The sequence below is a fragment of the Lysinibacillus sp. EB106-09-02-XG168 genome (genome assembly GCF_058791475.1).
The window spans coordinates 3,164,560-3,186,556 of the sequence record NZ_JBYTDN010000003.1 but is presented as its reverse complement, the minus strand read 5'-3'; the positions used below and the strand labels follow the sequence as shown (position 1 = coordinate 3,186,556).

Sequence of the window (21,997 nt, the reverse complement as noted above, 5' to 3'; positions counted from 1 at the left end):
ATGGAAAATGTCATTGAAATAAGTAATATAAGCAAAAAATTCAAAAGTTTTTCTATTGATAATCTTGACTTGCAAGTGAAGAAAGGATACATAACAGGGTTTATCGGGGCAAATGGTGCCGGAAAGTCGACAACAATAAAAATGATAATGAATTTATTGAAGCCAGATACTGGAGAGGTTAAACTTTTTGGATTGGACTACAAAACACATGAAAAAGAGATTAAAGAGCGTATTGGGTTTGTATATGATGAGAGTGTATTTTTTGAAGGGTTGAACTTAAAGGATATAAGGAAAATTGTTGGTCCAGCCTATAGAAGCTGGGATGATGCACTGTTTTATCAATATGTAAAAAAATTCGATTTACCATTAAATAAACCTATAAAAACTTTCTCAAAAGGGATGCAAATGAAGGTATCTTTAGCGATAGCCTTGTCACACCATGCAGAGCTGGTTATTATGGATGAGCCGACAGCAGGTTTAGACCCCATTTTTAGACGAGAGTTCTTAAATATATTGCAAGAGTTAATGCTTGATGGTAGTCGTACTATCTTTATCTCTACACATATTACAACCGATTTAGATCGTATTGCAGATTATATAGCTTTTATGCAGGATGGAGAATTAGTATTTAATCATTCGGGTCATGATTTAGTCGGAAATTATGCCTTAGTGAAAGGAGGACTAGATCTTCTAGATAGAGATACTGAAAAAGCGTTCGTGGGTGTTCATCGTGCATCAACGGGTTTTGAAGCTTTAACGAAAGATAGAAGAACTGTCAGTGAAACTTTCGGAGACAGTGTTGTAATTGAACGTGCCTCTTTAGAAGATATCATGTACTATTTTAAGGAGCTGAACCATGCTTAACTTAATCAGACGTGATGTTATATTACAGAAGAAGTATTTACTGGTATTTATCCCCTTTATTTTAGTCTTTGTTATTTTTGACACATCACCAGTTTTGGTATTTCTAGTCGCTAGTATTTTTATACCCTTTAATACGTATGGATACGATGAGAAAGTAAAAACGGATATTCTATTAAATTCCTTACCATATACTCGTAAAGAAATTATCTCATCACGTTATATAGGTGCTATTGTTTATATGTTTTTATCTATTGTAGTAACGAGTTTTATTCTGTTTGTTTTTAATAAACCTTTTACAATTGTTGATATTGTAATCAGTAGCGGATTATTTTTATTATTTGTTGCTTTTTCTTTTCCGTTATTCCAACTATTCAAGACAGGCTACCTTACAGTAGTAGTTCTCATTAGCTTTGTTATTCTAACTAGAGTAACAGGGTCTATTGTGCCGTTTATTAGTGATTTTATTATCAATATACCTTTACAAATTTTATATGTAAGCGCGGTAATTACAATCATCACAATCTATGCTATTTCATGGGGAATTACTACGGCTATTTATCAACGAAAAATATTCTAAATATAGTCTTTATTATCAAACATTTTTTTAAAATAAAGGAGCAAATTAACATTGAAAAAATATCGTGGGAAAAAGCGTTATTTTCATAATTTATCGAGAGAACTGGACGTAGCCCACTATGATTTAGATTTTGGGGAAGAAGGATGGTTTAATATTTGGCATACTCATCTTGATTATTATGGACTTGGAGATAATAGTATGAAATTAAGAAGAGAGCATATAAAGGCGCATATAATTTTATACAAAAGCTTATTAGAAAATCTTCAAGTATTTGAAAAACCTTATCAATCTTGGATAGAAGTAGTTGATGAAGACGCAGGATCAGATGCTGTTTATATCCATACCCCTAACCCTAATGATAACAACTTCCCACTTAAGTTAGAAATTATAAAGTGGGATTGTCCTATTCCAAAAGAGTACAAGGATTTAATAAATCTAAATGAGTTTAATGTAGGTCTTTATACTGGAGAATCGAATAATGTCCTCATAATTCAATCAAAAAATAGTAGGGTAAGATTATAGGATTTTATTTAACGAGTGACTACCAATAAAATTTCATGAGAAGAATAAAGAGGCTGCCGTATTATTTCGGTAGCCTCTTTTATTTTATTGAAAACTAAGTCGTGTTGGTAATCATCTTACAGGATGTTTTGATGTGTTTGGATCGGTGAATATAAGGTAGTAATTATAGAGAGAAAATTACTGACTTAGTTTATCATCCTGAATGAACCGTTAGTGGAAATTAGCACGTTATCCACATTTGTATAGCAAAAAACATGTTTGATAGGAAATTTTATAGCAAATTTTTAATTTAAGAAAAGGGCTTTTCTTCCGATAGGTTCCTATCTATACTAGGACATAACGAATAGAGCGGTCATATTCGAATAAACCAGAAGAGTGGTGCGAATATGCAAAATTTTGAAATGGTTGTTGAACGAAAGTGTGAGCAACTTTTACTTAAAGCCTATCATTTCGGTGCATCAGATTTACTTTTAGTTCCGGAAAGTGAGCGGTATCGTATTTATTTTCGCAAATATGATAAGCTACTCCAAGCAGGTGAGTTACCAAACAATCTTGCGGAACGAATGATTTCCTTTTATAAATTTTCAGCTGCATTAGATATTAGCGAGCGGCGAAAACCCCAAAGCGGCTCCTTCCAAAAAGCTATGGAACAAGATCAATATGCCTTTCGTGTCTCGACACTTCCCTCCGTATTTTTAAAAGAAAGCCTAATTATCCGTTTACTTCTACAAAATCATGCATTCCCACTTACTTCCTTATCTTATTCCGAATATGCAGCAAACATGTTGATGGAGCTAGTGAAACATCAACAGGGACTTTTATGTTTCACAGGTGCGACTGGCTCTGGCAAGTCAACATCCTTGTATTCACTAATCCATTACTGTTCGACAGAGCTAAATCGTCATGTCATTTCTTTAGAAGACCCTGTAGAAAATAATCAAGCTAATCTTTTACAGATTCAAGTAAACGAACGAGCTGGCGTTACATATGCTACAGGTTTAAAGGCTATTTTACGCCACTCACCTGACGTTATTATGATTGGTGAAATACGCGATAAAGAAACTGCAAAAATCGCAATCGAAGCTTCTTTAACAGGTCATTTGGTAGTCTCGACCATTCATGCTAAGGATTCGGTAAACTGCCTTTATCGTTTTATGGACTTGGGTGTATCAATAGAAGAACTTCGTCAAACTGTGGTAGGTATAGTCGCTCAAACACTTTTCCAATTACCCATAATACAGGAAGAACGCCGTGCATTGTTTGAAATATTAAGCGATGTTCAACTTCAAATGGCCATTACAGCAATTATGCAAAAAACTAGCTATGAACTGCCACATGATTTAACACTTGTAGGTCAAAAAGAAATGATAGAGAGTCATCACTATGCGAATACGAACGTTTATTGAAAGATTTCGATTGGCTTACAATAAGGCAACAAAATGGCGCGTGAGGGAGCAAGCTCATTTTTTTAGTCGCTTAAGTGTGTTAATGCAGGAAGGTTATTTATTCCCGCAGGCTATTTCCATTTTATTACCTCATCATATTGAAGCGTATGAAGACATGCAAAAGCTAATCGATGAAAAGCTGAGACAAGGAGTCGGTGTTTTAGGAGTTTTTGAAGCATTGCAACTTCCAAAACAGCATTTAATAGCCATTACAATTGCAGAAAACAATGGGCATATGATTGAGACGTTAAAAGGCGTGGCAAAGCAAATGGCTTTGAGTGAAGCGACGAAGAAAAAATTAATGAAGCTACTCCTATATCCTGTAGTACTTATTTTATTTTTGTTGCTGTTGTTTTTAGTGTTTCGTACCATATTCTTTCCTAATATTGAAAAAATGGTGACTAGCCGAACTACCGGCACTGAGGGGACAAGCATTGCTTTGTCAAAGGTATTATTGCATCTTCCTGATGCTTTAATGTTTATAGGAATTGCAGTATTTTGTAGTATTTTCATTTTTTTCCTTACTCTCAAACGACGACCGATTGCTCGCCAGTTAAATATTGTTCTAAAAACACCTTTGATTCGGATATATATACGAATGTCTTTGACGAGACAATTTGCTGCTTATTTAGGGAGTCTGCTACAAAGTGGGTTTTCTTTACAGGCAAGTCTGCAAATTTTAGAAGAGCAGCGGCTTCAACTGTTTCTACAATATCTGGCGCGATGCATTAAGGATCGCGTTGTATTGGGCGATTCGCTAACACAAGCAGTTAAGTTGATGTCAGTTTGGCAGAAGGATTTCTCGACATTTGTTGAACATGGAGAGCAAAGTGGCTATTTAGGAAAAGAGCTAGTATTGTACAGCGAATTATTGACGGAAAAGCAAGAGCAACTATTGCAAAAAATCCTTGCGTTTGTGCAGCCTACCTTCTTTATCATAATTGCGATGTGCATAGTTGCCGCATATGTAAGTTTATTATTGCCAATATATCACATGATTGAACTAGTATAGGAGGTTAATAATGAAACGTATAAAGCAGCAAGCAGGTTTTACTTTGATTGAAATGTTAATAGTTCTCCTAATTATTTCTATATTAATTTTAATTACAATCCCGAATGTTACGAAACATTTTGCCACCGTCGATGAGAAGGGGTGTAAAGCGTATGTGAGCATGGTGCAAGGTCAGGTGGAGGCATATCGAGTAGATTTTATGGATTATCCAACAATTCAAGATTTGGTAGCGAAAGGCTATTTAAAGAAGGATGAAACGACCTGCCCTAATAAAGAAGAGATTATGATCACTAAGGATGGGGAGGTACGATTGAAGAAAACCTCTACCGATACTGGTTCTAGTAATTGATGAATATTAATAAAAATGAGCGTGGTTATACATTTGTTGAAATGCTAATTGTATTGTTTATCGTTATGTGTTTGTCAGCGATTGTCGTCAAGTATTCGTTAAAAGCAGCGGAGACTAGGGAGCTTGAGCAATTTTTCAAACAAATTCAATTAGATATTCAATATATACAAACTTATAGTATGCATCAAAGAGAGTATATCTCGATGAAGTTTGAGAGTTCATCAAAGCGATACATTATTAAAAAGAATATTTTTACAGAATTATATGAACGCCCTTTTCCGAAAGGGGTTGAGTTTATGCCAGCATCAAGCTCAATTTACACGATTATATACAACTATAATGGAAACGTCATGACGCCAGGGACTGTTTATTTTAAAACGCCTCAAGGTATTAAAAAGGTTGTAATTACATTAGGACGAGGGAGATCGAGGGTTGAATGAATCGGGTTATTCATTTGTGGAAACGATATTATCAGTAGTCATTGTCATGTTAGTATGCACGACATTAATACCAATTAGCTATACGATGAAAACGACTCTTTATAACAAGAGGTTAGAGGTTATCGCAGCTGAAACGGCCTATGAAGGCTTAAAGCATTACCGCTATTTACAGCAAACAAAAGGCACTAAAACAATTGATGATATAGAATTTCAGTGGTTTATGAATGGACAAGGGATATGCGTAAGTTTTCAAAATACGCGTGAATTACGTAAAAAATGTATACAACTGACAGGTGAAGTTGATGAATGAGCGAGGCTACACATTATTAGAAGCGATGTTTCAATTAGTTGTTTTTGTGCTTATTGCCCATTTTGTTGTGTTCATTATGGTTTGGTTTGCAGAAATGAAAACAACGATGCTATCTGATGAACAATCAAAGTGGGAGCTTTTTGTTTATGATTTGAATATGTATGTAAATGATATTTCATCTTTTTCAATTCGAAATGATCAAAAGAGAATAACCTTCCAGGCAGCAGATACCATTCATAATATTGATTGTTACAACAATATAATTCGTGATCAAGTAAATGGTGGTCATGTACCAATGCTAGTTGGTATTACAAAATGCCAGTTCCGATATGAAAAAGATATGTTAACAGTAGCTGTTGAACTTCCAAGTGGTAGTATAAAGGAGCGAACTTTCTATGTTCCAGTTTTTGAAAAATGACAGAGGGGCTATTTTTTTAATCGCAATTGGATTATTATTTTTTGTAACTACTTTTGTTCTTACGTATTGTACGTCTTATGAGGTTCAGTTTCGAACATATGATGGCCTAGAAAAGCTGAATGTTCGAGCTACGATAAATTTATTAGGACAAATTTTGTCAGACAGTGTAGAATCGTAGTTATAAGAAGGTGATTCGAATGCGAAAAATATATTTAGTTGGTTTTATGGGCTCCGGGAAAAGTGCGTTAGGAAGACGTTTAAGCTATTTGTTAAAGATGCCCTATTACGATATGGATCATGAGATTGTTCGACAGCAGGGTATGACAATTCCGCAAATATTTGAAAAATATGGAGAAGCACGTTTTCGGGAAATAGAAACAGAATTTTTGAAAAACTTCCGAGACGAAGCTTGTATAATTTCAACAGGTGGTGGAGTCGCAATTAATACTGAAAATCGAAAAATAATGAGACGCAGTGGGCTCGTGTTTTTTTTAGATGCGACATTCGAAGATATATATAAACGAATACAGCATGATCCGAACAGACCGATTGTACAGAGCTCGACGAAAGAGGAGTTAGAGCAGCTGTATCATTACAGAAGAAAGTTCTATCGTGAAGTAGGACATATACAAGTGTTAACCGAGGGGAGAACAATCCGCCAAATTCTTGAGTATTTAGTATTCCAAGTTAAAAGGCTAAAAGGCGAACTATGATTATTTTTCAGTGTTTGAACGTTCGTGTTTTAATATAAAATAAAAAATGATTGCCTTTTCAATGCAATTAATGTTAGGATATAGACAAATAAGTTACTTAATGTTCATTGAATACTAAATAGTACCAAGTTGAAACTTGGGCGGATGATTGTACGGGGAGAGAACGTGTAGACGTCACCGAAGGAGCAAGTAGCAAAGTGTTATGAATCTCTCAGGTAAAAGGACTCGTATAAGACGCAACTCTGGAGAGTGCTGTAGTACTACAGCCACCAAAGGGGAAAGCCGGCTGATTGGCATTGTAGGTATGCGAGCCAGTCTGGTGTAACTTTCAGGTGCAAGGACAGAGAATCCCGAAAAGGGGTTCGTCTGTCTTTTTTTATGTCTAAATGTTTTACCTAATGTTGTTCGTTCTTCTTTATTCGGATGAACAAAAAAGGGAAGCATGACTGTAAAAAAAATAGACGAACTACTACAAGTAAATATGTAACGAACAATAAGGGGGCAAAAACAATGACAGAATTAAAACGCACACCTCTATTTGATGAATATGCAAAACATGGTGGTAAAACAATTGACTTCGGTGGATGGGAATTACCAGTACAGTTCTCTTCTATTAAAGAAGAGCATGATGCAGTACGTAATCGTGCTGGTTTATTTGATGTATCACATATGGGTGAGATTTTAGTAACTGGACCTAATTCACTAGAGTTTTTACAAAATCTTTTGACAAATGATATTTCTAAAATTGCAGTAGGTCAAGCGCAATATAATGCAATGTGCTATGAAGATGGTGGTGTTGTCGATGATTTATTAACGTATAAATTAGCAGACAATCATTATTTATTATGCGTGAACGCGGCAAATATTGAAAAAGATTATGATTGGATGATGGAAAATCAACATCAATATGATGTGACGATCGACAACCAATCAGACGCTTATGCACAAATTGCCCTTCAAGGTCCATTAGCAGAAGAAGTTCTTCAAACATTAACAGATACTGATTTACAAACGATTAAATACTTCCGTTTCCAAGAAGATGTTGAAGTTGCTGGTCATAAAGCATTAGTATCTCGTAGCGGATACACAGGAGAAGATGGTTTTGAACTATACGGCTCTCCAGAAGATATTAAAGTGTTATGGGGCAAAATCTTAGAGGCTGGAAAAGACAAAGGTGTAGTTCCTGCAGGTTTAGGCTGCCGTGATACACTTCGTTTTGAAGCAGGTCTTCCATTATACGGGCAAGAGCTATCAGCGACAATTTCACCTCTTGAGGCTGGTATTGGTTTTGCTGTGAAGTTAAATAAAGAGGGCTTTAATGGTCATGAGGCATTAGTGGCACAAAAAGAAAATGGGTTGTCACGTAAAATTGTGGGTATTGAAATGATTGATAAAGGAATTCCTCGCCATGGCTACAAAGTGTTGAAAGATGGTAAAGAAATCGGTGAAGTGACAACAGGTACACAGCTTCCTTCTTCTAAACGTAATGTTGGTCATGCATTAATTGACAGTCAATTCACAACTATCGGAACTGAATTGGAAATCGAAATTCGTGGTAAGCACTTAAAAGTAGTAACAGTTGAAACACCGTTTTACAAGCGTTCAAAATAAAAGTTGAAAAGAGGGACCTACATTTATGAAACATCGTTATTTACCAATGACGGAGCAAGATAAACAAGAAATGTTAGACGTAATCGGTGTATCCTCAGTTGATGCGTTATTTGAGGATATTCCAGAAAAAGTACGTTTTAAAGGCCTATATGATATTAAAGAAGCAAAATCTGAATCAGCTTTATTAAAAGAATTAACGGCAATGGCTGCGAAAAATAAAGATACAAATGCTAACGTATCGTTTTTAGGTGCAGGCGTATACAACCACTATAAACCGGTTATCGTGGACCATGTTATTTCTCGTTCAGAGTTTTACACAGCGTATACTCCATATCAACCAGAAATTTCACAAGGGGAATTACAAGCAATATTTGAATTCCAAACGATGATTGCAGAGCTTACAGGTATGGATCTTGCAAACTCTTCTATGTACGATGGAGGAACAGCATTAGCTGAAGCAGGTATGCTTGCAGCTGGCCATACACGCCGTAAGAAAATTTTAGTATCTGAAGCGGTTCATCCTGAGTATCGTGATGTCGTTGCTACATATGCATATGGTCAATCCATTGAAATTGTTACTGTTCCACAAAAAGATGGTGTGACAGATGTAGAAGCTTTAAAGGAATTAATAGATGATAATACGGCAGCTGTTATTGCACAATATCCTAACTTCTTTGGTCAAATAGAGGACTTGCAAGTAATTGGCGATATTGCGCATGAGGCAAAAAGTTTATTTGTTGTCTCTTCAAATCCACTTTCACTCGGAATTTTAACACCACCTGGTAAGCTAGGTGCTGATATTTGTGTAGGGGATGCACAGGTTTTCGGTATTTCTGAAGCATTCGGTGGTCCACACTGTGGTTTCTTTGCAGTAACTACGAAGTTAATGCGTAAAGTTCCTGGTCGTCTTGTAGGTGAAACAGTTGATGGTGAAGGTCGTCGTGGTTATGTTTTAACATTACAAGCACGTGAACAACATATCCGTCGTGATAAAGCAACGTCTAATATTTGTTCGAACCAAGCGCTTCTTGCACTTGCTGCTTCTGTAGCAATGACTGCTCTAGGTAAAGAAGGCGTTCGTGAAATGGCAATGCAAAATATTGCGAAAACTCGCTATGCTAAAAATGCCTTTGAAGCGGCTGGCTTCACAGTAGCATTCCAAGGTGCACACTTTAACGAAATCGTTGTGAAGACAAATAAATGTGTGAAAGAAATTAATAAAGGCTTAATTGAAAAAGGTATCATCGGTGGCTATCCTTTAGGTCAAACATATGACTCTCTAAAAAATCACGTGCTAATCGCAGTAACAGAATTACGCACGAAGGAAGAAATTGATGCACTTGTTGCAGAAATGGGGGCTCTTAATGCATAACGAAAATCAATCACTCATTTTTGAAATTTCCAAAGAAGGTCGCGTAGGTTACAGCTTAGAAGCACTTGATGTACCAGAGGTTGATCTTGCCGATTTACTTCCTGGAAACTTAGTACGCGCTGAGGCAGCAGAATTACCAGAAGTATCTGAGCTTGATATTATGCGTCATTATACAGCACTTTCTCGTCGTAACCACGGTGTAGACTCTGGCTTCTATCCGCTTGGCTCTTGTACGATGAAATATAATCCAAAAATTAACGAGGCCGTTGCACGAATTTCAGGCTTTGCCAATGTTCACCCATTACAGGATGAATCAACAACTCAAGGTGCGATGGAGCTTCTTTACGACCTACAAACTTCATTAGTTGAAATTACAGGTATGGATGAAGTGACATTACAACCTGCAGCAGGTGCTCATGGTGAATGGACTGCATTAATGATGATTCGCGCATTCCATGAAGCAAATGGTGAAGGTCACCGTAATAAAGTTATTGTTCCTGACTCTGCTCACGGTACAAACCCAGCATCGGCAACAGTTGCAGGCTTTGAAACTATTACTGTTAAATCAGATGAAGATGGTTTAGTAGATATTGAGGATTTACGCAAAGTAGTTGGTCCTGATACAGCTGCATTAATGCTAACAAATCCAAATACACTTGGTCTATTTGAAGAAAACATTATCGAAATGGCAGAGCTTATTCACTCTGTTGGCGGTAAAGTATACTATGACGGTGCAAACTTAAATGCAGTTATGAGTAAAGCACGTCCTGGTGATATGGGCTTTGACTGCGTACACTTAAACTTACACAAAACATTTACAGGTCCTCACGGTGGCGGTGGCCCAGGTTCTGGTCCAGTAGGAGTGAAAGCTGATTTAATTCCATTCCTGCCAAAACCAGTTTTAGTAAGAACAGAAGAAGGAACATATCACTTCGATTACGAGCGTCCACAATCAATCGGACGTGTTAAACCTTACTATGGTAACTTTGGTATCAACGTACGTGCATATACTTATATCCGTACAATGGGTCCAGATGGCTTAAAAGCTGTAACAGAATACGCTGTACTAAATGCAAACTACATGATGCGTCGATTAGAGCCGTTCTACGATCTACCATATAACCGTCATTGTAAACATGAATTTGTATTATCAGGACGTCGTCAAAAGAAACTTGGCGTTCGTACTTTAGACATCGCAAAACGTCTGTTAGACTTTGGCTACCATCCACCAACAACTTACTTCCCATTAAATGTGGAAGAAGCATTAATGATCGAGCCAACAGAAACAGAATCTAAAGAAACATTAGATGCATTCTGCGATGTGATGATTCAAATTGCAAAAGAAACGGAAGAAAACCCATCAATCGTACAAGAAGCACCACATACAACAGTCGTAACTCGTCTAGACGAAACACGCGCTGCTCGTACACCTGTGCTTCGCTATCAAAAAGCATAATTAACTGCTAAAAAGCGTCCGATAAGTATTTAGATACTTATTGGGCGCTTTTTTAGGGAGATTATAAGCGAAATAGACGAATGGACGGATAGAACGGGCGAAGCGATGGCTAGAACAGGAGAAGCGACGAATAGAACCTCAAAATATGGATAGAATCCTCAAAAAGATGGATAGGACCATCAAAAAGGTGGATAGAATCACCAAAAAGATGGATAGAACCTCAAAGATGGATAGAACCACCAAAGTGATGGATAGAACCATCAAAATGATGAATAGAACGATTAAATCGACCCCACCAAATTGCGCCTAACCCCACCATTCAACGTAGGACCACTAACTACTATAAGATATCTATTTAATATAAAGGTGTATATTGATATACTTACATTAATTTGTATTTTAGTTAAAATAATTACATATTTCGCGTTAAATATGAAACAGGTTGTTTATAGTTTATGTGTTGAAAGGGATGATTGATCGAAAATGCAAGCGACTCAAGTTGAATTGAGCTTACCGATAAACAGTGTTTTGAAAGATACATATAAAATAAAAGAAGTACTTGCTACCAGTAAATTGTCCTTTGTTTATATTGTGGAGAATATTAATGAAGGGAATCAGCTAATTATTAAAGAATTCTTTCCAAATGACTTAGCTTTACGGGATTTAGATAATAAAACAGTTGTTAATCGTGTGCCTTTAACGAAGCAGAAGTTCGAGGATTTAAAAGCTATTTTTCTAAATGAAGCGTTAATTATGCAGCAAATAAATCATCAAAATATAGTCAAGTATATGCACCACTTTGAAGAAAATGAGTCGATTTATATCGTGATGGAGTATTATGAAGGAACTTTATTTGATCAATATTTAAAGGATTTTCCTATTAATGATAGGGAGCATTTGTACACTAGTATATTCCTTCCTCTAATTGGTGCTTTAAGCTATTTACATAAAAAAGGCATACTCCATCGTGATATTAAACCAAATAATATAATGTTAGATCCTGAAGGTAATCCATATCTACTAGATTTTGGGTCCGCGATTTATTATAAAACGGCTAAAGATTATCAAATATTTACGAGTTCAGGATATTCTCCTCTTGAGCAATATTCGACTATATCTGAGCAAGGTGTATATACGGATATTTATAGTTTAGCAGCAACATTTTATTTTTCTTTGACAGATGTTATTCCACCTGATGTGTCGCAGCGGTTAATAGAGGATAAAATTGGAGATGTAAGAACGTATAATAAAAACGTGAGTATACTTTTGTCCAAAACCATTTTGTGGGGTCTAGAAGTTCAAGCAAAAAAACGTTGTTCTTCACTAAAATATATGAAATTGGTAATTACTATTGAAAATATTGTCAATAGGATAATGAACTATTTTAAGGTAAATAATTCTAAATGACCAATAATTTAGGTAAAGTAATTCTTTGTTATCATTTTACAGTTAAAGGTGAAAGCTAATAAGCAGCTTTATAGTGTATAAAAAAATACACTACAAGCTGTTTTTTAATAAATACAAATGAAAAGATACACACTTACTAAAGAAAATGGCATAAAATTCTTAATGTTTATTTTTTACTATAAATACATCTTGATACATATTATTTACATAATGTTCCAATGTAAATATTGACAATGAATTTAGATATTGTATAGTTACTTTGTGATACATAATGTCATCAGTGATGTAGAAGTAGGAGGCTTAGAATATACTCACTAAAAATTTCTTTGCTTTTTATTTACAGTTTATTACTTAAAAGTAAATTTATATTTACTGCACACTTATGACTATGCTTACTCGAAATTCGTTACAAAAAGGAGGGATGGCTGTATAATCATACGGCCGACTGAATGGAGATTATTAGTCAAACAAACAGAACCATGCTTTTTGAGGAAATTAATCCAGAAAAAATGGATTTAATTACGCTTGTTGGAGATGTAAAAGGGATTGACAGCCTTAGCGATGAAAAAATTAAAGAAATGAATGAATATCTTCTTGTTAAAAGCTTCGACGAGTTTTTAGATAAGTTTTCTCCGACGGTTTACTCATTCTATAATGCTGCTAACCAAAAGGTTATGTATACATTAAAAAAACCTGAAGGAATTCAAGATGACTGTATTTCTGAAATAGCAATTGACCAAAATAATGATTTTTTAAAGATGTTATTTACCCTCATTGATACGAAAAGAAGTCAGGGCATTGCGAATGTTGATTTTAAGTTTGAAAATTTGCTCGACATGATCTCTCCTAAAAAGGTTATGGACGACATTCGACAAGTCCGAAAAGAAATCCATTACCTATATGGTGAATATGACAAATTAGATGAAGGCGATCCAAAAAAATTGGATACAGGGGACAAGCTAAACCTGATGTTTGAAGTGGCAAGTAGAAATTACAATAATGTCATGGCGATGCTTCCTTTAGCAATTGAAGATATTAAAACGAGACTACTGTTAGGTGCTAATCAGGATGAAGATGAGTCCGAAAAATTACAAATTGGGACACTTTCTATTGGCGACAATGGTGAATTAAAAATCATTGAGGCACCACAAAATAATAGCTCGGAACTGATGGTTATTGAAGAAAATAGTAACTATGGTTTAAGCACAGTTTTTGAAGAGGACTATGAGGCGATTACAGAATCACCATCCTCTTATGTCAAAGATTTAGTCGTAAGAACGTTCTCTCCATTGCCAGCTGTGAGAGCTGAATTTGATGTAGAGACAGAGGTACAAAACTACAATACTTACTTAGAATTCTATAAGGATGCTAAGGATGAATTTGTAAAAACAGTGAAGCCGTTAGTTGAAAAACTATTAGGCGTAAAAATGTACTTTGATCAGTATGCAACTAAAAACAAAGGTATGCAGCCTTCGTTACTTGTAACGAACACAAAGTTAGATATGCTCGTTAAAAGTAATAATCTACCACGATTACGCACGTATTTAAACACGGTAAACTCCAAAAATGACTTTACAGATACGGTATGGTATGGAATTGTCCCTGCACTAGAACTAGAAGCTTCCGGAAAAATGAAAGTAAGTAGAGCTAGATTTAAAGGAAACGATAAGGTTGCCAAGCAAGATGGCAATACAATGGAATCATTATCCATCCTTCTTGATACTGTGAAAGATTATAAAGTTCAGATTTTCTTCAACTTCATGGCAGAAGAAGAAACGACATTCAATGGAATTGCTACTGCAGGTATTGATCGCTTGATCGATAAATGCTCAGTGCTTATTCGAAAAGATTATAGTGAGTTTGCGATACCATGTTTACCAAACTTCACGATTATTCCTAAAGATAAATCAGGAGTAATCATTGATACAAGAATGCAGACAACAGAAAATGGAGCGAGATTATCTAAAGAAAAAGAAGATATTTTAAAACTTTGGATAGAGGGCGTTTATGTTGGTGCTAGCTATGTAGCGGCAGGTATTGTTTCAGCTTATCAATGTCCGGAATATTTGAAAGATTCTTTCAGAAATGTTCAGAGAAATTATCCTGGTGTACGCTTCGATATTGAAGCGGGTGATAACTCACTAAGAGCCGTTACAACAATGGCGAAAGAAATCTCAGGATTTACTAATAATATTAAAGATGCTATTAACAGTAGAAGCTTTGGCTTTGTATTCTCATCTGAAAATGCACAGCTTCAAGATAAAGAAATTAAACGTATTACAGTGTATAAAGCTAGAAGTCTAGCGATGGAAGAAGATGGATTCGATTCGATTTACAAAACTCAAGTTAGTACGTATATTGAAAGAATTTTACGATTCCAATCAGGTGACTTTAAACATGAAAATATCGTTCGATTCTTTAGTAATAATCCAAGTAGCCAAAAAAGCAAATGGGTTCAAGATAAAGGCTATGTAAACTCCATTATTCACGATGGAGATGACATCGGCTACATTATTGATGAAAAAACAAGCACATGTCAAATTGACCTAGTGTTTAACGGTAATGTGAAAAATCTTGAAGTCATGATTACAAAGGCAAGTAGTGCTGTTAAGGCCTAACAAGTTTACACATACACTAAAAAAAATTTTAAGTCGTATGTTTAAGATTTTTTCATAAATCTTTTAACATAAATAGAATCCTCCATTAATTGTAAGGTGAAAACATTACATATTTCTCCATGCTCCATGTATTTGCATTAGGCGTGGAGGAATGTATACAACTAGTTATACACTTCACCTAAGACGATTTTTTGAGACGATTCAAACAAATTTTAGGAGGTACTGAGAATGGGTTTTGTATTAAAAGTAGAAGGATCAGAAGCAATTGAATTAGGGTTAGATAGCATTATGGCTGTTGAGTATGAAACAGATACTCCAAATGACTCTAACGCACGTTCAACAGATGTAGGAGCAACTTTAAAAGTAAGAGGTAAAATTCTTACTGCAACTGATGGTGATAATTCTGATGATACGATGAAATTAGGATTATGGTCATTAGTACCAGCTGAAAAGGCTGACTGTTACCGTAAAGTAACTTTAGAAGTTGTTTCAGCTGATCAAGTAGTAAGAAAAATTCATTTCCCAAATGCTTTTGTTGTTGACTATACAGAAAAGTATGGTGACACAGAAGGTATTGGTGAATTTTACTTATTCGTTAAGCAAAAGAAAGACAAAACAGACTTGGCGAAAATCGAAGGCGGCTACGCTGTCTAAGATTGCAGCTTGATAGCTACTCCACATTATCTAAGGGACTTTCATAGTTCCTTAGATAATTTTGAATAATCCTAATATTGGGGATGAAAAATATGAAAACGCATTATGAAACTTTAGGTGTCAGTAGAGACGCCACGCAAGCACAAATAAAACTAGCTTACAGAAAACTATCCAAAAAACATCATCCAGACGTGAGCGGTGGAAACAAAGAATCAGAAAAGATTTTTTTAGAAGTGACAGAGGCATACAAAGTACTAAAGGATCCAGATTCAAGAGAAGCATATGATGCTCGACTAGATGGAGCTAGTCAAAGTTGGGGCAAGGGACAGACATCTGAAAAACAGTCTTCACGTCAACAGTCTACTGAAAAAAAGCCAGATTTTAATATGAACAATATTGAAAAGAACTTTGAGCATTTTTTTGGTTTTAATCCTAAAACAAAGGAAACGGGATCAACGCTTAATAAGAATGCAAAGAAGAATCCACTAGATACAACTGATTTATTTGAACGTTTTTTTAACAAGTAAAACGAAGCCATAGCTAGTATGGAGGAGTGTGATACCATGTATGGTCAAAATTCAATGGATGCATACACTGAAGATGCAAAGAAACAAATGATTATAAAAATTATCGATATCATTATTGTCACAATCGCCTTCTTTTTCATTCTATACGTATTTGTCATGAATCAGGATTTTATTTTAAAAACAATTATTGGACTAATGCTGGTCATACTAGCAATAATTTATGGCTCTATCAAGTATGAAGCTAAAGATAAAAATTACAATGTGACAAACAAGAAAATTCGAAAACTAGTTCTCCTCAATGATCGAGGAGCTGAAATAGATGAATGGGAAATCGGTGATCAAACGTCATTACTTATTGGGAAAAGTTCCGCTGACAATAAGGCAGATATCGATTTAAATGGTACTGAATATGAATCGCTTATCAATTATGAACATGCCGTATTAAATAATGTTTCAGGAGTATGGTACATAGAGGATATTGATTCAGTAAATGGTGTTGGTATAAAAAAGGCTAGTAAGCGTGTTAAAAACAGAATAAAACACGAAAATCCTTACCCGATAGGTAATGGAGACACGATATACATAGCAAATACACGGATTTTAGTGAAATAGAGACAAGTAAATTCGTAAACATAGACGGGGGATAGCGAAAATGAGTTTAATTAGATGCACAAATGGTCACATGTTTAGTTCCAGAAGACATAGAAATGTATGTCCGTATTGCAATGTAATGGTGGAACAGGAGCAAAGACCAAGCAGTCAGCAAACAGCTGTAGCAGAACTAGATGATAAAACAATGCCATATCTCGGAGAAATGGATGGCATTGATCCGGTAACAGGATGGCTAGTTTGTATTGAAGGACCTCAAATGGGTCGAGATTATCGAATTTTATCGGAAAAAAACTTTATTGGTCGAGCTGAGGATATGCACATTCGTATTGTTGGAGACAATTCGATTTCTCAACGTAATCATGCTGTGATTGTTTACGATCCTAAAAAAAGGAATTTCTATCTGCTGCCTGGAGATGCATCAGGCTTAGCTTATCTTAACAATGAAGCGGTTTATACGCCAACAGAGCTAGCAGCGTATGATGTGATTCAGTTAGGCGGAAGTATGTTTCTCTTTATTCCCTTATGTGGTGTTCATTTTGAATGGGAAAACAACAACAGTGAGGGATGATGACGGATGGATCAGAAACTACTGCCATACATAATTGCACTTATTTTTATCGTTGTACTCTTTGCATTATTAATCGTTAGAAACATGCTTGCGCAACAAAATGAAAAAACAAAAATAGCAATCGGAAATGGTCAAACGATTGGCAGACGTGATGAGCAGGATGATTATTTCTCTACAGCAGAAACGAAAGATGGAACAATTGCTGTTCTAGGAGATGGCATCAGTGGTTTAGCAAACGGTAGGATGGCAAGTACGGTTGCTGTCAATACATTTATTGAAGAATTTAAAAAGCTGAGCGGACTAAATAATTTAGAAAAATTTTTTAAGGAGGCCGCTTTTACAAGTAATCATATGATTGTCGAAAATTTAAATGGCTCGAATGGCGGTACTACATTAGTGGCAGCCGTTATTGATGATAACGGATTTCTTCACTGGGGAGCCGTTGGAGATAGTGTCATTACCATTTTTCGAAATGGAGAATTTAAGGCCATCAATCAAAAGCATATTTTTGAATCAGTGTTAACTGAGCGATATATATCTGGTGAAATATCTCAGCTTGAGGTGCAGGAAAATCCTTTGAAAAAGAGACTTATCAATTATTTAGGGTATGAAGGCTTTAAAAATATGGATATCGGAAAAAGTCCAATCCAGCTAAATAGAGGGGATAAAGTATGTCTATTTAGTGATGGCGTCTATGATACTTTAACAGAGGTAGAAATGGAGAAAATTCTCTCTCAGCAAGCTACTCCCTATGATATTGCTCAAGACATGATAAAAGCCGTTGAACAAAAACGCTTAAAAAATCAAGATAATGCGACCATCGTTATTTTAGAAAAAACATGGTAATAAATTTTACGTATGTCTATAAATGAGTCAGTAAATGAGGAGGAGTAATCATGAGAAAGGAAAATAGCAGCTTTAAAACAAGCTTTTTATCCGAAGCGGGCTCATTTTTGCAAAATAAAGATTACTTTGCCTATACAGAGCTGGACGATGTTGCCTGCTGGGTAGCTGTAAAAGGGTTAGATTCTGATCAGGAAATTAGTAGTGCAGAGCTTGCTGTAAAGGCAATTTTAGAAAAATTCATGGAAAAGCCATCCATGTCCAGACGTAAAATTAAACATTACTTAAAATATGCACAAGATATTCTTCAAGCTCAAAGCTTAAGGGTGAGATTAAAGGCTAGTATTGTCATAGTCGTCTCGGATTACTCAAAGATGATTGTTGCCGTTGCGGGAAATTCGAGATTATATCATTTCCGTAATGGGACTTTGACGTTTAAAAGCACGGATCAAAGTTTAGCACAAGAGATAGTGAATGATAGGAATCGTTCGCTCGATATTAGCCAGCACGAGGAAAGAACTAATTTACTAAACTATTTGGGCAAACCAAAAGAGTTCCAGCCTTTTGTTTCAAAGAAAATGAAGTTAATGGATGACGATGTTCTGGTGCTTTGTACAGCCGGCTTTTGGGAAGATGTCAATGAAATTGAAATGGCGGATGCGTTGGAAGATGCAAAAGAGCCTGAGAAATACATTGATGTATTAGAAGAGGTCCTGTTAAGCAGGCAAAAGAAAGTGGTCAATAATTACACAGTCGCAGCTATATTTGTGAACAAGGTTTACCAGGAAACAAATAAGAAAAAAATGAAGTACATCAAAATGATTGTAGCTGCATTAATCCTAGCTTTAGTCGTAGGTGGAGGCACGATTTTTTATCAGGCAAAGCAAGCTAAAAAAATGGCTGAATTAACCGTCGAGATGAAAGATCATGAAAAGAGCGGAAACCAATATTTTCAAGATGGAACTTATGATAAGGCACTGCTGGAATATAGTGAGGGCAGAAATGCTGCTAAAAAATTGAAGGATCCAATACATAGAAATGTACTAGCGAGAAAATTAAGAGTTACCGATCTGATTATTAGTGGAGATAAAGCAGCGGAAGAAGGTAAATTTAACGATGCCCTTGAGCATTATGAAAAGGCTAAAAAAGAAGGAAAGCTTATAAAAGACTTTGGGAAAGCAGTAGTTGAACAAAGAATCGCTAATATGGATACCATTGTACAAATCGCTGAAGCTGTAAAAGATGGAGATTTCCGATTTGAGGCAGAAGATTACAATGGGGCTCTTGAAACGTATCAAAAGGCAAGAAAAAAAGCGCTGACAATTGCCTATACTGGCGAACCTGAAATAAAGACAAAAATAGAAGAAACAGAGGCTAAAATTACTGAATTGAAAAAGGCCCAGAAAGAATTAAAGGCTGAAGGCTTAGAAAAAAGCGGAGATCAGAGCTATGCACGCCAAGAGTTTGGGAAAGCAATTGAATATTATACACTTGCACAGGAAATTTATCAGGAGACAGAGCTGCTGTCCAAGGTTTTAGGTCTTGAGCGAAAGGTTATGAACGCCAATGATAAATTAAATCCGCCTCCTCAAGCACAAGCCGCCGATACAGCGCCATCTGATCAGGCAGCGCCACCTACGAATGAAGGGACAGCTGCTAGTGAGCCATCTGATGCTGAAGTGATGAAAGAGGGAAAATAAATTGATAAAAGAGCTCATGATTGAACGGTTACGCAAAATAGAGGATTTAGAGCAACGTCAACTGCTAAAGGATATTGTAAGTGGCGTTTTTGTAAATTTAATCGACTATCAGGATGAAATGAACAAAAGTCTTGAAGACCGCGTATTCAATGAAATAGATGATGCTGAGAATAGGTTTGATATTTATGTGACGTTAAGTTCAAGGGAGGATGTTGACCCTATTCATGAATGCTTATTCCCGATGCGACCAGCTGATTTAGAAAGTAAATCAATCCATATAAAAAAACTGCTTGAAACACTTAAATACAATGAACCTGCAATACTGTTCACTTTATTTTTAGCGTGTGATTCCATACAAATTCAACCGTTACTCGCTGAGCAGAGACTCTTTAATGGAAGGCTAGTAACGACAGAAGGGCAAGTAGAGATTAAGGTCAGCCTTACTCAAAATCTGGACTATTTACAAGAGATGAACAAGCTATATCCGCTCTTCCAAATAAACGGCTTACCGTGGAAAACTATTAATCATCCATTCGTCTATAAATTTTTTAATGTCAATTTAGTAAATTGCCCACCTTTAAATGAGGATGCTGAAATTACTGAAATAATCGTTGATTTAGAAGAGTATGAGGACAAGAAACGTATGAATATGGTTCCACTATGGAACATTGAACGTCATGAGGTCAAAAATGTCGGTTTTCCCGTCCCTGCTATCGATAAGGTAAATTATGAGCATGTCCTTTCTATACGTAAAATCGGAAACCAGCATGGCTATCTTGTTGAGGCCGAAGAGGATAATGTTCGTTACGTAAAACATTCAGACAATGAATTAACCATTGTTTCACCCCAGGATAAATCAGGGATTTGGCAGCTAATCAAAATTGCAAAGATGGAAGAAGAGAAGATCGGGAAATTAAATTACGAGCTTGTATCAAATCGAAGAATTGAGCATTTTATACACAAATTCGCTAACAAGTATACGGCTACTGTTAAAACGAAGGGTGAAATTACTCGTATGATTAACTCCTTTGAGGCAGCTAATCGATTTGAGCTTGTTGATGTGGAAATAGTGGAATCTTTCTCAGGAACAAGCTTTACGCACTCCGCCAACACTTTCTTAACGGAAATGATAGGAGAAAACAATCATAGAAAAACGATGCTGTTAAAGTTTAAGGCGAAAGAGGAAAGAAACTTTATCGCAAACGATATTTTAAGCTTCCTCGTATCAGAAGTGCAACGACATTTCTTCGAATATGAATGTGTAGGTGTGTGGCTATGAACTATATTTGGGATTTGCTCATTAAAGCTGAGGATGAAGGACTTTCTAAAAAGGATATTTATTTTCATCTTGCAGAGGCCTATTCACCTTATATGGAACTAAGTCCACAACTATTAAATGCACAGAATGTTGACCAGCACGTAGAAGTAAATCCGTATTATCGCTATTACGGAATTTTTAATGGTCTTTTCCATCCTGATCATACTTCAGATATAGAGTTTAGGAATTATCTTTTAGATACTGTATTGCATTTTTTAGCTGAAATTGATCGTATGCAGGGCATGAATAAGAGAGAGTTCTATATTCGCTTTATCTTAAGGGAAATCGAGGCCGATGTATTTGGTAAATTGGTACGTGACAATATTCATGCTTTTACGAAAAAGGAGCAAGAAATAGTTGCACTCAACATGCTAAGACTGTACAGGACTGGTGAAGAAATTTACTTATTAAAGGATACGCTGAAAAGGCTCTTTAAAAATTGCATGATTTATGTGAAATCGGAGGACCAGGATGAGCTGCTTTTATACATCCGTCAAAAGCAGACAGAACAGAATGAACGAAAGGTACAGCTTGTACAAGAAATTTTTCTGCCAATAGGCTTTCATATGGAGGTTTATTGGCAATATCACTTTGGCATTATCGATGCAGAGGAAACGATGAAGCTAGATCGAATAGCTCTTTACTAAATAGGGGAAGAGGA

Annotated in this window: 24 protein-coding genes and 1 riboswitch; all 24 genes read left to right on the top strand. The window is 35.9% G+C overall.

Annotated elements, in window-relative coordinates:
* Positions 1-864 (top strand): ABC transporter ATP-binding protein, encoded by an 864-nt coding sequence (locus AC3WSO_RS16395; RefSeq protein ID WP_492532299.1) that lies wholly within the window; start codon positions 1-3, stop codon positions 862-864.
* Positions 857-1,441, top strand: coding sequence for an ABC-2 transporter permease (locus tag AC3WSO_RS16390; protein WP_492532297.1), 585 nt, complete (start codon positions 857-859; stop codon positions 1,439-1,441). The genes AC3WSO_RS16395 and AC3WSO_RS16390 overlap by 8 nt, the downstream gene beginning before the upstream one ends.
* A 51-nt stretch (positions 1,442-1,492) precedes the next feature.
* Positions 1,493-1,963 (top strand): hypothetical protein, encoded by a 471-nt coding sequence (locus AC3WSO_RS16385; protein ID WP_492532295.1) that lies wholly within the window; start codon positions 1,493-1,495, stop codon positions 1,961-1,963.
* A 386-nt stretch (positions 1,964-2,349) separates the two neighbouring features.
* Positions 2,350-3,369: a competence type IV pilus ATPase ComGA gene (gene comGA / locus AC3WSO_RS16380; RefSeq protein WP_492532293.1), complete on the top strand. Its 1,020-nt coding sequence runs from the start codon at positions 2,350-2,352 to the stop codon at positions 3,367-3,369.
* The gene (gene comGB / locus AC3WSO_RS16375; protein WP_492532291.1) at positions 3,347-4,420 is read left to right on the top strand and encodes a competence type IV pilus assembly protein ComGB; all 1,074 of its coding nucleotides are present in this window, start codon (positions 3,347-3,349) and stop codon (positions 4,418-4,420) included. Before comGA ends, comGB begins: the two co-directional genes overlap by 23 nt.
* A gap of 10 nt (positions 4,421-4,430) precedes the next feature.
* Entirely contained in the window at positions 4,431-4,769 is a 339-nt protein-coding gene (gene comGC / locus AC3WSO_RS16370; RefSeq protein ID WP_492532289.1) for a competence type IV pilus major pilin ComGC, read from the top strand.
* Positions 4,769-5,209 (top strand): competence type IV pilus minor pilin ComGD, encoded by a 441-nt coding sequence (gene comGD, locus AC3WSO_RS16365; protein ID WP_492532287.1) that lies wholly within the window; start codon positions 4,769-4,771, stop codon positions 5,207-5,209. Before comGC ends, comGD begins: the two co-directional genes overlap by 1 nt.
* Positions 5,202-5,519, top strand: coding sequence for a hypothetical protein (locus AC3WSO_RS16360; protein ID WP_492532286.1), 318 nt, complete (start codon positions 5,202-5,204; stop codon positions 5,517-5,519). Before comGD ends, AC3WSO_RS16360 begins: the two co-directional genes overlap by 8 nt.
* The gene (gene comGF / locus AC3WSO_RS16355) at positions 5,512-5,937 is read left to right on the top strand and encodes a competence type IV pilus minor pilin ComGF (RefSeq protein ID WP_492532284.1); all 426 of its coding nucleotides are present in this window, start codon (positions 5,512-5,514) and stop codon (positions 5,935-5,937) included. Before AC3WSO_RS16360 ends, comGF begins: the two co-directional genes overlap by 8 nt.
* Complete coding sequence (locus AC3WSO_RS16350) at positions 5,915-6,115, top strand: hypothetical protein (RefSeq protein ID WP_492532282.1); 201 nt, start codon at positions 5,915-5,917, stop codon at positions 6,113-6,115. Before comGF ends, AC3WSO_RS16350 begins: the two co-directional genes overlap by 23 nt.
* A 19-nt stretch (positions 6,116-6,134) precedes the next feature.
* Positions 6,135-6,650 carry a shikimate kinase gene (locus AC3WSO_RS16345; protein WP_492532280.1) on the top strand — a complete coding sequence of 172 codons (516 nt, stop codon included), beginning with the start codon at positions 6,135-6,137 and terminating at the stop codon, positions 6,648-6,650.
* A gap of 144 nt (positions 6,651-6,794) precedes the next feature.
* A riboswitch (glycine riboswitch) is annotated at positions 6,795-6,887 on the top strand.
* Positions 6,888-7,160: 273 nt separating this feature from the next.
* The gene (gene gcvT, locus AC3WSO_RS16340) at positions 7,161-8,261 is read left to right on the top strand and encodes a glycine cleavage system aminomethyltransferase GcvT (protein ID WP_492532278.1); all 1,101 of its coding nucleotides are present in this window, start codon (positions 7,161-7,163) and stop codon (positions 8,259-8,261) included.
* A gap of 25 nt (positions 8,262-8,286) precedes the next feature.
* Positions 8,287-9,633, top strand: coding sequence for an aminomethyl-transferring glycine dehydrogenase subunit GcvPA (gene gcvPA / locus AC3WSO_RS16335; protein ID WP_492532277.1), 1,347 nt, complete (start codon positions 8,287-8,289; stop codon positions 9,631-9,633).
* Positions 9,626-11,089, top strand: coding sequence for an aminomethyl-transferring glycine dehydrogenase subunit GcvPB (gene gcvPB, locus AC3WSO_RS16330; RefSeq protein ID WP_492532275.1), 1,464 nt, complete (start codon positions 9,626-9,628; stop codon positions 11,087-11,089). The genes gcvPA and gcvPB overlap by 8 nt, the downstream gene beginning before the upstream one ends.
* 483 nt (positions 11,090-11,572) lie before the next feature.
* Positions 11,573-12,496, top strand: a complete 924-nt coding sequence (locus AC3WSO_RS16325; protein ID WP_492532274.1) for a serine/threonine-protein kinase — start codon at positions 11,573-11,575, stop codon at positions 12,494-12,496.
* A 449-nt stretch (positions 12,497-12,945) separates the two neighbouring features.
* Complete coding sequence (locus tag AC3WSO_RS16320) at positions 12,946-15,114, top strand: transcriptional regulator (protein WP_492532272.1); 2,169 nt, start codon at positions 12,946-12,948, stop codon at positions 15,112-15,114.
* Between the two features lie 228 nt (positions 15,115-15,342).
* Positions 15,343-15,768 (top strand): membrane-associated protease 1, encoded by a 426-nt coding sequence (locus tag AC3WSO_RS16315; protein ID WP_492532271.1) that lies wholly within the window; start codon positions 15,343-15,345, stop codon positions 15,766-15,768.
* A 92-nt stretch (positions 15,769-15,860) separates the two neighbouring features.
* Positions 15,861-16,295, top strand: a complete 435-nt coding sequence (locus AC3WSO_RS16310; protein WP_492532270.1) for a J domain-containing protein — start codon at positions 15,861-15,863, stop codon at positions 16,293-16,295.
* 36 nt (positions 16,296-16,331) lie between these two features.
* Positions 16,332-16,907 carry an FHA domain-containing protein gene (locus tag AC3WSO_RS16305; RefSeq protein ID WP_492532269.1) on the top strand — a complete coding sequence of 192 codons (576 nt, stop codon included), beginning with the start codon at positions 16,332-16,334 and terminating at the stop codon, positions 16,905-16,907.
* A gap of 40 nt (positions 16,908-16,947) precedes the next feature.
* Positions 16,948-17,475: an FHA domain-containing protein gene (locus tag AC3WSO_RS16300; RefSeq protein WP_079562902.1), complete on the top strand. Its 528-nt coding sequence runs from the start codon at positions 16,948-16,950 to the stop codon at positions 17,473-17,475.
* A 6-nt stretch (positions 17,476-17,481) separates the two neighbouring features.
* Positions 17,482-18,321 carry a PP2C family protein-serine/threonine phosphatase gene (locus tag AC3WSO_RS16295; protein WP_492532267.1) on the top strand — a complete coding sequence of 280 codons (840 nt, stop codon included), beginning with the start codon at positions 17,482-17,484 and terminating at the stop codon, positions 18,319-18,321.
* A gap of 50 nt (positions 18,322-18,371) precedes the next feature.
* Positions 18,372-20,018, top strand: coding sequence for a serine/threonine protein phosphatase (locus AC3WSO_RS16290; protein WP_492532265.1), 1,647 nt, complete (start codon positions 18,372-18,374; stop codon positions 20,016-20,018).
* 1 nt (position 20,019) lies between these two features.
* Positions 20,020-21,297: a normocyte-binding protein gene (locus AC3WSO_RS16285; RefSeq protein ID WP_492532263.1), complete on the top strand. Its 1,278-nt coding sequence runs from the start codon at positions 20,020-20,022 to the stop codon at positions 21,295-21,297.
* The gene (locus AC3WSO_RS16280; protein ID WP_492532262.1) at positions 21,288-21,983 is read left to right on the top strand and encodes an iron-dependent peroxidase; all 696 of its coding nucleotides are present in this window, start codon (positions 21,288-21,290) and stop codon (positions 21,981-21,983) included. The genes AC3WSO_RS16285 and AC3WSO_RS16280 overlap by 10 nt, the downstream gene beginning before the upstream one ends.
* Positions 21,984-21,997: the final 14 nt, after the last annotated feature.